We start from the raw sequence: 13,791 nt of genomic DNA, 5'->3' as shown, positions 1-13,791 counted from the left end.
CAAGTGCCTGGCCCCTCCTTCGGGGGGTAGGACCTCGGGCGATTGGGGGCGGCAGACTAAGCGGGTCGGTTGACCCTTCCCGCTTACATCCCCGCCCCATCAACCGGGTCTTCTGCCCGAGCCCTCGTCCCTGGCAACGGGCCGGTCACCCAGGCCCAAGCGCCAGGGAACGGCCGCCTATTTTCGGGGGCCGCTTCGGCCTTAGATGCTTTCAGGCCTTATCGGCTGCGGCGTAGCTGCCCGGCGATGCCCGGGAGGACAACCGGTAGACCAGAGGCCGCGGCACCCTGTTCCTCTCGTACTAGGGGCACCTTCCCCTCAGGCGGCCAACACCCCCGGTAGATAGCATCCGACCTGTCTCACGACGGTCTAAACCCAGCTCACGTTCCCCTTTAATGGGTGAACACCCCCACCCTTGGCCCCTGCTGCAGGGCCAGGATGGGAAGAGCCGACAGCGAGGTAGCAAGCCTCGGGGTCGATATGGGCTCTCGCCCGAGACGACTCTGTTATCCCCAGGGTAGCTTTTCTGTCATCCCTGGCCCCCACCGGGGAGGCACAGGGGTTCGCTAGGCCACCCTTTCGGGGCTGGACCCGCCTCTGTTACGGGTCCAGTCAGGCCGGCTTTTGCCCTTGCACTCTACGGCGGATTCCTGACCCGCCTGAGCCGACCTTAGGGCGCCTCCGATACCTTTTCGGAGGCGTGCCGCCCCAGCCAAACTGCCCACCTACCGCTGTCCCCCCTTCCGGGGGTTAGCCACACGGCGGGAGGTGGGCGGTGTCTCATGGACGGCTCCACCCGGCCCGGAGACCGGGCTTCGACGCCTCCCGCCTACGCTGCGCACCCCCCGCCGTGTGGCAACGGCAGGCTGCAGTAAAGCTCCATGGGGTCTTCGCTTCCCACCGGGGGTCCCTGGCATGCGCGCCAGGCAGAGGTTTCGCCGGGCCCCGGCCGGGGACAGCGGGGACCTCGTTACGCCATTCATGCAGGTCGGCATTTAACCGACAAGGAATTTCGCTACCTTAAGAGGGTTATAGTTACCCCCGCCGTTTACCGGTGCTTCACCCGGTTGTACCCGGGCTTCACATACCGGCACTGGGCAGGCGTCGGCCCCAGTACAAACCCTTTCGGGCTAGCTGGGACCTGTGTTTTTATTAAACAGTCGGGCCCCCCTAGTCACTGCGACCTGCGGGTTACGCACCCGCAGGCACCCCTTCTCCCGAAGTTACGGGGCCAGTTTGCCGAGTTCCCTCGGCCGGGTTTCCCCCGACACGCCTTAGGCTTCTCACCCAGGGGCACCTGTGTCGGTTCTCGGTACGGTCGCGGGGGATCGGAATTCCCGGAGGGCTTTTCACGGGCCCCAGGGATCGGCGGAACCCCCCTAACGGGGGGCCATTCGCGCTTTCACCCGGTTCTCGCCATTACGGCACTCCCCGGGCTTATACGCTTAGCCGGCCTCATCGGCCGGTCCGCCTACCCCGAGGCGTCACCCTCCGGGCTTGCGTTGCCGCACCTACCCCCGCGGTACGGGAATATAAACCCGTTTCCCTTTCCCCGACGCCGAGTTACGGGTCGGGTTAGGACCGACTAACCCACGGCTGACGACCATTGCCGTGGAACCCTGGCCCCTCCGGCGGTCGGGATTCTCACCCGACTACGCTGCTACTCCCGGCAGGATCCGCGATACCGGCGGCTCCACCGGACCTTACGGCCCGGCTTCTACGCCACCGGCACGCCCGCCTACCCGATCACGGACCAATCGGTCCGTGCGCCGGGGTCTCGGCGGCCGGCTTGAGCCCCGTCCATTTTCGGGGCCCCGGACCTCGACGGGTGAGCTGTTACGCACTCTTTAAAGGATGGCTGCTTCTAAGCCTACCTCCCCGCTGTCTAAGGCCCGGGACACCCTTTGGAGTAACACTTAGCCGGCACTTTGGGGCCTTAACCCCGGTCTGGGTTGTTCCCCTCTCGGTGGACGGCTTACACCGCCACCCTACTCCCCCCATCTACGGCGGCGGTGGGTTCGGAGTTTGACAGGAGGCCGGGGGCTTTCGCCCCCTGCACCTCCAATCAGTGCTCTACCCCACCGCCTACCTCCGGGGAGGCCATCCTGCGGGATGATTCGGCGGGAACCAGCTATCTCCGGCCTCGATTGGCCTTTCACCCCTAGCCCGGGGTCACGGGAGCGAACTGCACATCAGCACCCCTAGCGGGCCTCCATCCCTCGGTTGAGGGACTTCACCCTGCCCCGGGCTAGATCGACCGGTTTCGGGTCTCGCGGCCGTGACTCCGGGCGCTTTCGCACCCCGCCCCTCGCCCCCAGAAGAGGGCTGCGGGCCTGTCGGTTTCCCTGCGGCTACGGGGCTTAACCCCCTTAACCTCGCCACGGCCGCGAACTCCCTGCCCCGTGTTTCAAGACGGACGGTGCAACCCCGGTCCCCTCCCCTCGTACTCCCGCGTCGCCGCGGTTTCCTTCGGGGAGGCTCATTCCTTTCGGGCCGCACCCTCCTATCGCCGCCCGGTTTCAGGCTCTTTTCACCCCCCTCCCGGGGTGCTTTTCAGCTTTCCCTCACGGTACTAGTTCGCTATCGGTCTCGGGACGTATTTAGGGTTGGGAGCCGATGCCTCCCAGCTTCCCGCCGGATATCCAACCGACGGTACTCAGGAACCCCCGAGACCCTGCGGGCTTACGCCTACGGGGCTATCACCCTCTCCGGCGCCGCGTTCCAGCGGACTTCGGCTTCACCCGCGAGGGTCTCATACGGGGGCCCTGCAACCCCACATCCCCCGAACCTCGTCGGCCCGGGGTTCAGTTTGCCCTCTGCCGTTTTCGGTCGCCCCTACTCACGGCATCGCTTTTGCTTTCTTTTCCTGCGGGTACTAAGATGTTTCAATTCCCCGCGTTCCCCCTCCGGGCATAAGCCCGGAGTGCGGCATAAGCCGCGGGAGGTCCCATTCGGGAATCCCCGGTTCGACGGCTGCCTGCGCCTCGCCGGGGCTTATCGCAGCTTGCCACGCCCTTCGTCGGCGCCCCGAGCCGAGCCATCCACCGGGCGGCTTAGAGTCCTAGCCCCCCTACCGGAGGGGCCAGGCACTTCTTGGGCCACCCGCCTATGCGCGGCCCTCATCGTCGCCCCCTATTAGGGGGCCTTGGGCCCTTCCGCCCCGAGCGTTTGCTCGGGACGTGCATCTCTTCGTGGTGGACCGGCCGGGATTTGAACCCGGGGCCTCCGCCTTGCAAGGGCGGCGCTCATACCAGGCTGAGCTACCGGCCCACCAGAAAAAGGCAGGCCCGACACCCCTTTAGTCCCCCGGACGGGGTTCCCGGCGATAGGAGGTGATCGAGCCGTAGGTTCCCCTACGGCTACCTTGTTACGACTTCTCCCCCCTCACGGAGCCCAGGCTCGACCCGACCTCCCGAAGGAGATCGGGCCTCACCCGGGCCCCGCTCGGGTGGAGTGACGGGCGGTGTGTGCAAGGAGCAGGGACGTATTCGCCGCGCGATGATGACGCGCGGGTACTAGGGATTCCAGCTTCACGCGGGCGAGTTGCAGCCCGCGATCCGAACTGAGGGCGGGTTTAGGGGATTCCCTTCCCCTTTCGGGGTCGGGTCCCATTGTCCCGCCCATTGTAGCGCGCGTGTAGCCCGGGGGTTTCGGGGCATACTGACCTACCGTCGCCCGCCCCTTCCTCCGGCTTATCGCCGGCAGTCCCCCCAGAGTGCCTCCCTCCCAGCGGGAGGGACTGGCAACTGGGGGCGCGGGTCTCGCTCGTTACCACACTTAAGTGGACGCCTCACGGTACGAGCTGACGGCGGCCATGCACCTCCTCTCGGCGCGTCCGGCAAGACCTTCAGCCTGGCCTTCATCCTGCCGTCGCCCCCGGTGAGGTTCCCGGCGTTGAATCCAATTAAACCGCACGCTCCACCCCTTGTAGTGCTCCCCCGCCAATTCCTTTAAGTTTCAGCCTTGCGGCCGTACTCCCCAGGCGGCGGGCTTAACGGCTTCCCTACGGCACCGGGCGAGCTCGAAGCTCGCCCGACACCTAGCCCGCATCCTTTACAGCCAGGACTACCCGGGTATCTAATCCGGTTCGCTCCCCTGGCCTTCGGCCCTCACCGTCGGACCCGTTCCAGCCGGGCGCCTTCGCCACTGGCGGTCCCCCCGGGATTATAGGATTTCACCCCTACCCCGGGGGTACCCCCGGCCTCTCCCGGTCCCAAGGCCCGCAGTATCCCCAGCGAGCCCCACGGTTGAGCCGTGGGATTTCGCCAGGGACTTACGGGCCCGGCTACGGCCGCTTTAGGCCCAATAATAGTGGCCACCACTCGGGCCGCCGGTATTACCGCGGCGGCTGCCACCGGCCTTGCCCAGCCCTTATTCCCGGAGCTTTTTACACTCCGGAAAAGCCGTGCCAGAGGCACGGCACTGGGGGTCCCCCCGTCGCGGTTTCCCGCATTGCGGAGGTTTCGCGCCTGCTGCGCCCCGTAGGGCCTGGACCCGTGTCTCAGTGTCCATCTCCGGGCTCCCGCTCTCACGGCCCGTACCGATCTTCGGCTTGGTGGGCCGTTACCCCACCAACTACCTAATCGGCCGCCGGCCCATCCTCGGGCGGGACCTTACGGTCCCCTTTCGGCCTGGGGACCTTCCAGTACCCCAGGCCTATGGGGGATTAGCCCCAGTTTCCCGGGGTTATCCCCCTCCCGAGGGTAGGTTACCGACGTGTTACTGAGCCGTCCGCCGGTGGCGTCCCAGAAGGGACGCCCCCTTGACTCGCATGGCTTAGTCGGACCCCCATAGCAGTGGCCTCCGGCAGGATCAACCGGAATTAAGGGAGTACGGCCGGTGGAACTCCCCACGCGGGGGAGTACCAATTCCCCGTCCGGGGGTTTGACCGGGGTGTCGGGCCTGCCTTGCCCCCGAGGGGTCCCCCCATTTCGGGGGTTTTCCTCGGGAGCGCATCTTGCTATACCCAGGGGAGGAGGGCGGGGTTCATGCCGGGGGCTTTGCCCCCAATCCCCCCGACGCCGCCGTCTTGACCCCTGGGTTTTCGCCCCCTTATTCGGGGGCTCCACCCAATAGCCCCGAACCCCTATAATGAAAAATTTTTGCACAGGTTTAGATATAGACATGAAAAATGCCAAATATAAAAGAGAATTGATAGAGAAATTAACAAAATTTAGTTAAGATTTAAGGAGTTCAAAATGTTCGTCCTCACTTCAGTCTCAATGTCCTTGACAGGTATTACCACTTCTTCTCCACCGATTTTTATTGAGAAATACAGGTCAACCCTAACGGAACTAACTTCACCATTTAGAACGTGTTCCTTTATAGCCTCCTTAAATGGTGTTGGCAAGATAATAACCTTAGCTACGACAGTCCCATAGCCCTTAGCTGGTATTATCCCACCTTCTACTATTTCTCCCTTTCCTATTCTAATATTGTTCATGAATATATCTGCACGTAAGTTGGTTATTGGAAGGGGAAAGTTATTTGGATTGTAAAGCTTTATTTTCCCAATAACTTCTATTCCTTCCTCAGAAACACTGCCCCATCTAGCGTCTATTCCTTCTATTCCTGGTGTCTTTATAGGGAGCACTCCACCAATTGTGTAGGTTTTTGGCTCCTCCTTAATGTTCTGGAGATAGGAAAGGATATCCGTCCTAAATTCCGTAGAGTGGGCAAAGTTGTAGGGGATAACATTGAGTATCTTAGCCGTTCCCGAGATCTCAACTTTACTAACCTCCTTATTCTTTATGTGGGCGATTATTGCATCAATTAACCTGTCGAGGTTTATTGTTGATCGTATTGTAACTCTCTGAGACAGGAAGCCTATCTTCACGTCTTCAACTCTAGCCACAGAGACGTTAGCTAGCTTTAGGGTCATGTTCTCAAGGGTAAGTGGGAGAGGCGAGGGATTACCAAGGTCAACTTTAAAGTCGACCTCTACCTCATCCCCCTCTATGGCACCCCACTGAGCTGAAACTTTTGGATGAAAGTTCAGTGCAAAATACCCAGTGTAAATTATCCAAACGAGGAATATAACAGCTATTGCAGTCCCAACTTTTCCCATGTTGTCCACCACCAAATCCTACTCAGGGTACTAAGGTATTTATAGGTTAGCCGAGTCATCAAAACTATGCTCGAGGAAATGCTAAGCTCTGCCTTGCTGATGCTCATAATGATAGATCCCAGTGACAAAATACTTCTGGTTAGCCTACTAAGGGAGGACTTCCATATAGAAGATGTAAAAAGTTTGATAATAAGGGCAAACTTAATTGGATGGATTCTCCTTCTGCTTTTCGCAGTTGCGGGGAAGATAATTCTTCAGGACATCTTCCATATAGAATTAGATGCCCTGAGGGTTGCGGGAGGTTTCGTGCTTTTTAAGATAGGACTGGAGGCCCTTGAAAGTGGAGGGATGGTAACGATAAAGAAGGAAAAAAATATCCTTGCCCTAGCGGCAGTTCCAGTGGCCACACCTCTAATAGCGGGACCCGCAGCGATAACGGCAGCAATAACTTTAACTGCTGAATATGGCATTCATATCTCAGTAATTGCGATAACAATCGCAATAGCAGTAACGGCAATTCTTATGATGATAGCCCTTTACGCTATGAAGAATGTGAACAAAACGGTACTAAGCGTTACAATTAGAATAATAGGCTTGTTCATAATGGCAATAGGAGCACAGATGATGATTGCTGGGGCTGGAGGAATTTTGGTTGGGATTCTCAGAGGATCTTAATGCTCCGGTCAAGGATAAGATGAAGAAGATAACCAAAAAATGCCGCTAAACCAATTACATAACTTTCACCTGTTGAAAGAGACAGACCATACCTTACACCAAGGAACGATATAAGGGCATATAGGAGGGCAAAGAATATTGAGTGAACTATTCCCCTGTGCCTTGGCATTATTAGAGTGAATAGATACCAACCAACGACGGCAGCTATGGCACCAATTCCCCAAGCGTAGATCAAGGAGTACTCTCCAGGGAGAAAGTTATGGATTCTATAGGCAACAATACTACCAAAAATTACGGAGAATATGGGCTTGACTCCCCTATGGATCAATGAGTCCGGATGATCAATATCTGGGAGGTCGCTTCCCAAGACGTAAAATGCATATCCCAAAGCAAGGGAAAGGAACGTGAGACTAATGTGGAATGTATCCTTCAGGTAATAAAGAAGGGCAACAAAGAGAGGATAAGTTATTAACCCTGCCAGGACATGCTCCTCATAATTCATTTCTCCTCCTCCATGAATTTCCTCACATAGTCTGGAACCTTGTAGTTGCCTCTTGGATCCCCTACTAAAAAGCCCAAGCTTACTAGGTGCTCAAGCTTTTCGTAAGCCTCAGTTCCAGGTATTTTAAGTTCCTTTGCAACCTCTATGTAGCTTACAGGCCCACCTTTGAATTTGTTTACTATGACTTCAACGAGGGGCTTAAATTCAGTTGGTATCCTCGTTAGGTATTCTTCTAGTGACTTTGGTTCTTCTAATATTGTCGTTACAACATACTCATTTATCGGATCAAACTTGTGCTTAACTGCCTCACTAAGCACATAGTTAAGCAATCTAAGGATTTGTCTTGGATTTCCTTTGCCTAGCTCATGAATTAATCTTATTGCGTCTTCAGTAAAAGGATATATTGGATCGGCAGTGTCCCTTATTCTGACTTTTGCAAGTCTCTTCTTAACTAGCTCTACTACCTCCTCATAGCTCATTGGGCGCAGTTTGAACTCATAGTGGAGTCTCATGAAGAATGCAGGGAATAAGTTTGAGTATTCCTCATAGGCTTCAGGTATGCAAGCAAAGGCAAAAACACTCCCTGGGGGCATGTTACTGATAAAGTGCCTCAGCATTTCAAAAAACAGGATTTTTTCTTTTTCATTTGCACCTTGCATATTCTCAAGTTCGTCCAATAGCAGAGCGGAGTAGGGGTATTTAGAAAGCTCTTGTGTTAGCATTTCAGCTATATCCCTGCTCTTATACTCGTTTATGGAAGATAGCATTTTCTCAAGCCTATTTATAAAGCCAAGTTTCCTAGATAAGTTCTCCAGGAATATGTTTGTTCTGTTTTTCGGTGGCTTCAGTGCACTAAAAATATCCCTAGTTATCTTCAGAATATCTGTTGTATCAACTTTAACGTATATCACCTTGCCCCCTTTTTCTTCTATGACCCTAGCCACGCTTTTCAGCCTCTGGGTCTTCCCCATTCCTAGTGGGCCAACAATTGAAAACGTTATTGAGCTTTTGTTCCCGATGACATCAGATAGTAAAGAGGAAATTTTCATGTCAATCTCTTGGTAAACGTGAATGGATTCTATATCCTCTATTCCCTCGCTCGCCAACTCTATGAATGGATTTCTCGAAAGACCATATACTTCGTAGGAAGGAGAAGCGTAAACGCGAAGTGCACCTTCCATTGCCGTCCCTCCAATTGGATATTGCGGCATTCTTATAAAACTTTATATACCAACTGAGAGGCAGGTGGCAATCATGGAGTTCATCGAATGGTACCCCAGGGGGTATGGTGTCGCGTTTAGAGTAAAAAGGAAGATACTGGAAGAACAATCCCAGTATCAGAAAATTGAAGTGTACGAGACTGAGGGATTTGGAAAGCTATTAGCTTTAGATGGAACCGTTCAGCTTGTTACAGAGGGAGAGAAAAGCTATCATGAACCTCTCGTTCATCCTGTAATGCTTGCCCATCCTAATCCCAGGAGGATCCTTGTAATAGGAGGAGGTGATGGAGGAACGCTAAGGGAGGTCCTGAGGCACGAAGAAGTTGAAGAGGCCATAATGGTCGAGATAGACAAGAAAGTAATTGAAGTGTCAGCAGAGTATATTGGGATAGATGAGGGATTACTTAAGAAGCTAATGAAAGGAGAGTGCGAAAGAGCAAAGTTGATAATTGGGGATGGAGTTGAATTTCTTAAACAAAACAAGGGATTTGACGTTATAATTGTGGACTCAACGGATCCCGTTGGACCAGCAGAGATGCTCTTTAGTGAAGAATTTTACAGGATGGCATATGAGGCATTAAACAGTCCTGGGATATATGTCACCCAGGCGGGAAGTGTCTATCTATTCACGGATGAGCTGACTGGAGCCTATAAAAGAATGAAACGAGTCTTCGACAATGTATATTATTATAGCTTCCCAGTCATAGGATATGCTTCACCTTGGGCATTCTTAGTTGGAGTTAAAGGGGATGTAGATTTTGAAGAGGTGGACATTGATAGGGCAAAGCGTCTAAAGTTAGAGTATTACGATCCAGAGAACCATAAAAGCTTATTCCAAATGCCCAAATATATTAGGGAAGAACTTCAGAGATTATAATATTTCCCATAGTATTGTTTTAATGCCTTTTGCCTTTCCAGGAAGTGCGTAAAAAGCAGGGGATCTGTGTCTTTTACATCCACTATTACTGCCTCTCCCCCTGCCTTTGGTCTCAATGCCCTACCTATTGTTTGTATGGTCATTACGTCGCTCTTTCCACCACCTGCAAGTATTATTGCTGAGATTTCTGGAATATCAACGCCCTCCTTAAGGAGTGTGGAAACTAGAACTGGTATCTCACCAGTCTTGAACTTTTCAAGTATCTCCCATCTGTTAGGACTTTGTGAACTTAAGAATTCAGCATTTATCCCCCTCTCCCGCAACATCTTTACGAGGATTTCACCATGATCTATCCTCTTGACATCTATCAGAACCCTGTGTCCCTGCCTTGCTAGCTCAACGGCTTTTTCAACTATAGCCCTATTTCTCTCCTCATTCTCCATAATTGCCTCTTCATATAACTCCTTATACTTGTCAGCCAAAGCAGGCATGTTTGATTCATACTCTATGACCTCAAACTTTGGCTTTGCAAGAAAGCCTTCCTTTATGAGATCCTCAGCCTTTACCTCGTAGATTATTGGGCCGACTACTCCTTCAATTTTCATTTCCTCTCCTCTCAGCCTCCTCCACGGAGTAGCCGATAATCCAAATCTGTATACTTGAGGTAGGCTCATGCCTACCTGATAAAACTTTTCAGCTGCAGAAGTTCTATGACATTCATCGAATAGAACAACTGCATACTTATTTTCTAACTTATCAACACCTCTCGATAATAGTGTTTGAATCATTGCCACTGTAACTGGACCTTCCTGCCACTTATTATCACCGACTATTCCAGCCTTTACACCTAAAACTTCCTCAACTTTTTCGGCCCACTGGTAGAGTAGCTCTTTCGTGTGAACTATTATTAAGGCGGATTTATCTATCTCATGGATTATCCTAAGGCCCACAATTGTCTTCCCGCTACCAACGGGCAGTGCTAAAACACCCATTTTTTCTCTTATGGCAAGTTTAACAGCCTTCTTCTGATACCGTCTGAGCTTGTACTTCTCGTTCCATATCGAATTCAGGGGATCTCCTTCCACGACCCTCTCATCCTTAATTCTTACTCTATATCCCTTTGAGTTGAGGAATTTCTTCACTCTTGGGAGAAGACCTACAGGAAAAGTGTTTGTATAGGGGTCATATAAGCTCTCAGCCCTGTCCCACTTCCCAAAATCCTTCCCGAAGGATAATAGGTTGTAAATCTGAAAGTAAACTTTAGGATCCGCTCTCTCAACTTTAACTTTCGCACTACCTTTCGGAATCCTAAACACTACCATATCCCACCACTACGAAGGGGATGTTTGAAAATGGGCTTTTATAAAAATTTGCATTGAGCATAGCCAACATTTTTAAAGCACAATGCCCAAAAACTCTCAAGAGGTGACGAAAATGGTCATGAAGTTATCAAAGCTCTACAAGAAGAAAATCTACAACACGAAGGGTAAATATGTTGGCGAAGTAGATGAAGTAATAATTGACATTGGAGAAAGGTACGGAAAGGTGCTTATACTGGCACTTCCAGGGGAGAGAGTAGGGGTTCCCTACGAAAGGGTTACTGCAGTCGGAGATATAATACTTGTAGAGGCTACAAATAAAAAGTAGGATTAATAGAGTAGGAAAACTTCACCCTCGATATCTTCAAGATAGCTACCGAGACCTCCAACTTTCAACTTTTCTCCATTATCTGTTTCAATCGTGATATTTGCAGTTAATGGTGTGTACTCATATTCCAGAACCTTTCCAGATATCTTTACTTGCTGTTTATCTTTGAGAAGCCTTCCAATGACTTCAATTTTCCTATTAACACCAATATTCTTTAGCACAGTTATCACAGTCCTTATATGGGTTAGAACAATTGGTTTGCTTAGTTTTTCATAATTAAGCTCTTTAATCTTTGTGCTATTATCAAAATACATAGTGTAGAACCAATGGACATAGTTTTGAATTAGCTTAGCAGACTTGGCCCAGAAGGAGTAAAACCTTTCCTTCCCTTTATTTTCTGGTAACGTTCCAAAGAACAGAGCATAGTCAATGTCTCCAATGACCCAAGTTCCCATAAGCCACGGAGCTTCCCCACTTTTTGCCAAGATAGCATTATCCTTTTCCTTCAGCCATCTAGGAATTTCAGAAAAGTTACTCACTATGATCATTAGTGCGTCATCTCTTTTCTCTATAGCATCCCTTAATTGTCTAAGAAACTCAAATGGAGTATTAATTAGGATCTCATGTTTAGCACTTCTTATTATATATTCTGCCCTTTCAATTGTGTTCTCAAAGCCGTGGATAGTCCATATTTCTGGCAATTCTTCACCATGAGTTTCTTTATAGAGATCCTCAAAAGCCTTCTTCAAGTTTTCAATGTCCTCTATAAGCTCCTTCTTGAGCCTTTCTAAGACAATCTCTGGATTTACCGGAGCATAAAGCCTAGGAGTGCCATGCATTACATCGACAAACCCTTTCTTCGATAGCGAGCTTAATACATCATAAATCCGTGTGTGAGGAATTCCACTTTCCCTCGTTACATCAGTAGCTTTACTTGGTCCTAATTTGAGGAGGGTTATATATGCCAAACTCTCATATTTAGTTAGACCAAACTTTTGGAGCTTCTGAATTATCTCATCCTCTATCATCTCGCTACCTCCCAGGTTTCATCCTTGGTGGTATATGGAGTTATATATCTATAAAAGGTTTTAGAGGTGTGAACTACTAAAGTGATAAACCATAACAATAAACACGTGCGTGATAATTATGGATAGTGTTGCGGAATTTATAGCTAAGAAATGCAGGGGAGGAAAAGTCATTGAGGTAGGGATTGGGTTCTATACCAAGGTTGCGGAGCGATTGGGGGAATTAAACATTAATATTATTGTTATTGACGCTAACAAGGACGCAATAAGAAAGGCAAGAGAACTAGGATTAAATGGCTACGTTGATGATATCTTCAACCCTTCCTTAGAGTTGTACAAAGGAGCATGTTGCATTTATTCAATCCGACCAACTCCAGAAATGATGCCAGCGCTATTAAAGCTCGCCAAAAGGCTTGGAATTCCCCTTTATATAATCCCACTTACAGGCGATTCCCCTCCCAGGGAGATGAAGTTAATTAACTACAAGGGCATACCAATATACAAGTGGGAACCATGATAGTCAAGGAAGTTTTGGATATCGCGGAGAAAATAAAAAGCATGGAGATAAGAGGAGCTGGAAGGATTGCACGGGCAGCAGCTCAAGCCTTAATGATACAGGCAGAGAAAAGCAAAGCGAGAGATGAAAAGGAGCTTTGGGAGGAATTAAAAGAGGCAGCGAAAATTTTGTACCATACAAGACCAACCGCCGTTTCTCTGCCAAATGCATTGAGGTACGTTATGCATAGGGCTAAGCTCGCTTATTCCTCAGGGGCAGATCTTGAAACTCTCAGATTCACAGTGATAAATTCGGCTAAGGAGTTTATCCACAACTCCGAAAAGGCTATTGAGAGAATTGGAGAGATCGGAGCAAAGAGAATTGAAGATGGAGACGTAATAATGACACACTGCCACAGTAAAGCTGCAATAAGTGTCATGAAAACAGCTTGGGAGCAGGGAAAAGAGATTAAGGTCATAGTTACGGAAACAAGGCCAAGATGGCAAGGAAAGATAACGGCCAAGGAACTTGCCAGCTACGGGATTCCAGTGATATATGTGGTCGATGCTGCAGCAAGGCACTACATGAAGATGACAGATAAGGTCGTGATGGGGGCGGACTCGATAACGGCCAATGGGGCGGTAATAAACAAGATTGGAACTGCGCTAATTGCTCTAACTGCAAAGGAGCACAGAGTGTGGGTGATGATTGCAGCCGAGACTTACAAGTTCCATCCGGAAACAATGCTCGGCCAATTAGTCGAGATAGAAATGAGGGATCCCACTGAAGTCATTCCAGAGGAGGAACTAAAAACTTGGCCGAAAAATATAGAGGTATGGAATCCCGCCTTTGATGTGACTCCACCGGAGTACATTGACGTTATAATAACGGAAAGGGGAGTTATCCCACCATATGCAGCGATAGATATCTTGAGAGAGGAGTTTGGATGGGCCTTTAAGTACAGGGAGCCCTGGGAAGATTAATATATGCAGAGCTTTAAGTCTTATATAGCCCGGGGAGTACCGCCGAAGGCGGAGTCGATGAACTTGGGCGGGTTATACCCCCGCTTTTTTGCACACTATTGTCCCATCATGATTTCCGAAAGACATTTAAGTTCATTGCACATTAACTTGATAACCTAGGGCAAAAGTAGATACATTAACTTTACGAACGTAAAGGACAATTTCGTCCAATGCCGAAAGCTTTATATTTAATAAGCCAAAAACATCTAATGCATAAAGATGTTCAGATGATCATATTTGTTCATTCGGAGGTGTGAGGG

General features: G+C 50.5%; 10 protein-coding genes, 1 tRNA gene and 2 rRNA genes. 5 read left to right on the top strand and 8 right to left on the bottom strand.

Going from position 1 to position 13,791, the window contains the following annotated elements; translation table 11 throughout:
* Positions 1-22 precede the first annotated feature (22 nt).
* The 4 genes from A3L04_RS01785 to A3L04_RS01770 form a co-directional block, all read right to left on the bottom strand.
* A 23S ribosomal RNA gene (locus tag A3L04_RS01785) occupies positions 23-3,069 on the bottom strand.
* 123 nt (positions 3,070-3,192) lie between these two features.
* Positions 3,193-3,270 (bottom strand) — tRNA-Ala (locus A3L04_RS01780).
* A 57-nt stretch (positions 3,271-3,327) separates the two neighbouring features.
* A 16S ribosomal RNA gene (locus tag A3L04_RS01775) occupies positions 3,328-4,823 on the bottom strand.
* Together the 16S and 23S rRNA genes with 1 tRNA gene alongside form the textbook arrangement of a ribosomal RNA operon.
* A gap of 350 nt (positions 4,824-5,173) precedes the next feature.
* Positions 5,174-6,067: an LEA type 2 family protein gene (locus tag A3L04_RS01770; RefSeq protein ID WP_068576168.1), complete on the bottom strand. Its 894-nt coding sequence runs from the start codon at positions 6,065-6,067 to the stop codon at positions 5,174-5,176.
* 66 nt (positions 6,068-6,133) lie between these two features.
* On the opposite strand from A3L04_RS01770, the gene A3L04_RS01765 reads away from it, so the two are divergent.
* Entirely contained in the window at positions 6,134-6,742 is a 609-nt protein-coding gene (locus A3L04_RS01765; protein ID WP_068576166.1) for a MarC family protein, read from the top strand.
* On the opposite strand, the gene A3L04_RS01760 is transcribed toward A3L04_RS01765, so the two are convergent.
* Together A3L04_RS01760 and A3L04_RS01755 are read right to left on the bottom strand one after the other, a co-directional pair.
* Positions 6,729-7,244, bottom strand: a complete 516-nt coding sequence (locus A3L04_RS01760; RefSeq protein ID WP_068576164.1) for a metal-dependent hydrolase — start codon at positions 7,242-7,244, stop codon at positions 6,729-6,731. The two genes, A3L04_RS01765 and A3L04_RS01760, sit on opposite strands and share 14 nt — an antisense overlap.
* A complete protein-coding gene (locus tag A3L04_RS01755; RefSeq protein ID WP_068576162.1) occupies positions 7,241-8,425 on the bottom strand; it encodes an ATPase in 1,185 nt (394 codons plus the stop codon). The genes A3L04_RS01760 and A3L04_RS01755 overlap by 4 nt, the downstream gene beginning before the upstream one ends.
* 73 nt (positions 8,426-8,498) lie before the next feature.
* On the opposite strand from A3L04_RS01755, the gene speE reads away from it, so the two are divergent.
* Positions 8,499-9,341 carry a polyamine aminopropyltransferase gene (gene speE, locus A3L04_RS01750; RefSeq protein WP_068576160.1) on the top strand — a complete coding sequence of 281 codons (843 nt, stop codon included), beginning with the start codon at positions 8,499-8,501 and terminating at the stop codon, positions 9,339-9,341.
* On the opposite strand, the gene A3L04_RS01745 is transcribed toward speE, so the two are convergent.
* Positions 9,329-10,663 (bottom strand): DEAD/DEAH box helicase, encoded by a 1,335-nt coding sequence (locus A3L04_RS01745; protein WP_088859097.1) that lies wholly within the window; start codon positions 10,661-10,663, stop codon positions 9,329-9,331. The genes speE and A3L04_RS01745 overlap by 13 nt on opposite strands.
* Before the next feature lie 112 nt (positions 10,664-10,775).
* Between A3L04_RS01745 and A3L04_RS01740 the strand changes: the two genes are divergently transcribed.
* Positions 10,776-10,988 carry a PRC-barrel domain-containing protein gene (locus A3L04_RS01740; protein ID WP_068576156.1) on the top strand — a complete coding sequence of 71 codons (213 nt, stop codon included), beginning with the start codon at positions 10,776-10,778 and terminating at the stop codon, positions 10,986-10,988.
* A 2-nt stretch (positions 10,989-10,990) separates the two neighbouring features.
* Here the strand turns inward: A3L04_RS01740 and trmBL1 are convergent, their stop codons facing one another.
* Positions 10,991-12,016 carry an HTH-type sugar sensing transcriptional regulator TrmBL1 gene (gene trmBL1, locus A3L04_RS01735; protein WP_068576154.1) on the bottom strand — a complete coding sequence of 342 codons (1,026 nt, stop codon included), beginning with the start codon at positions 12,014-12,016 and terminating at the stop codon, positions 10,991-10,993.
* Positions 12,017-12,134: 118 nt separating this feature from the next.
* Here trmBL1 and A3L04_RS01730 point away from each other — a divergent pair, with 118 nt between their 5' ends.
* A complete protein-coding gene (locus A3L04_RS01730; RefSeq protein ID WP_068576151.1) occupies positions 12,135-12,530 on the top strand; it encodes a UPF0146 family protein in 396 nt (131 codons plus the stop codon).
* Positions 12,527-13,492 carry a ribose 1,5-bisphosphate isomerase gene (locus A3L04_RS01725; protein ID WP_068576149.1) on the top strand — a complete coding sequence of 322 codons (966 nt, stop codon included), beginning with the start codon at positions 12,527-12,529 and terminating at the stop codon, positions 13,490-13,492. Before A3L04_RS01730 ends, A3L04_RS01725 begins: the two co-directional genes overlap by 4 nt.
* The last annotated feature ends 299 nt before the right edge of the window (positions 13,493-13,791 follow it).

This window comes from Thermococcus chitonophagus (assembly GCF_002214605.1).
Classification (GTDB): Archaea; Methanobacteriota_B; Thermococci; order Thermococcales; family Thermococcaceae; genus Pyrococcus; species Pyrococcus chitonophagus.
The sequence above is the reverse complement of the archived record's forward strand: the minus strand, read 5'-3'. Positions and strand labels throughout refer to the sequence as shown.

What these genes read in the sequence shown, in the direction of transcription:
- A3L04_RS01770 (WP_068576168.1), bottom strand. Translation starts at nt 6,067, where the DNA reads ATGGGAAAAGTTGGGACTGCAATAGCTGTTATATTCCTCGTTTGGATA.
- A3L04_RS01765 (WP_068576166.1), top strand. Translation starts at nt 6,134, where the DNA reads ATGCTCGAGGAAATGCTAAGCTCTGCCTTGCTGATGCTCATAATGATA.
- A3L04_RS01760 (WP_068576164.1), bottom strand. Translation starts at nt 7,244, where the DNA reads ATGAATTATGAGGAGCATGTCCTGGCAGGGTTAATAACTTATCCTCTC.
- A3L04_RS01755 (WP_068576162.1), bottom strand. Translation starts at nt 8,425, where the DNA reads ATGGAAGGTGCACTTCGCGTTTACGCTTCTCCTTCCTACGAAGTATAT.
- speE (WP_068576160.1), top strand. Translation starts at nt 8,499, where the DNA reads ATGGAGTTCATCGAATGGTACCCCAGGGGGTATGGTGTCGCGTTTAGA.
- A3L04_RS01745 (WP_088859097.1), bottom strand. Translation starts at nt 10,663, where the DNA reads ATGGTAGTGTTTAGGATTCCGAAAGGTAGTGCGAAAGTTAAAGTTGAG.
- A3L04_RS01740 (WP_068576156.1), top strand. Translation starts at nt 10,776, where the DNA reads ATGGTCATGAAGTTATCAAAGCTCTACAAGAAGAAAATCTACAACACG.
- trmBL1 (WP_068576154.1), bottom strand. Translation starts at nt 12,016, where the DNA reads ATGATAGAGGATGAGATAATTCAGAAGCTCCAAAAGTTTGGTCTAACT.
- A3L04_RS01730 (WP_068576151.1), top strand. Translation starts at nt 12,135, where the DNA reads ATGGATAGTGTTGCGGAATTTATAGCTAAGAAATGCAGGGGAGGAAAA.
- A3L04_RS01725 (WP_068576149.1), top strand. Translation starts at nt 12,527, where the DNA reads ATGATAGTCAAGGAAGTTTTGGATATCGCGGAGAAAATAAAAAGCATG.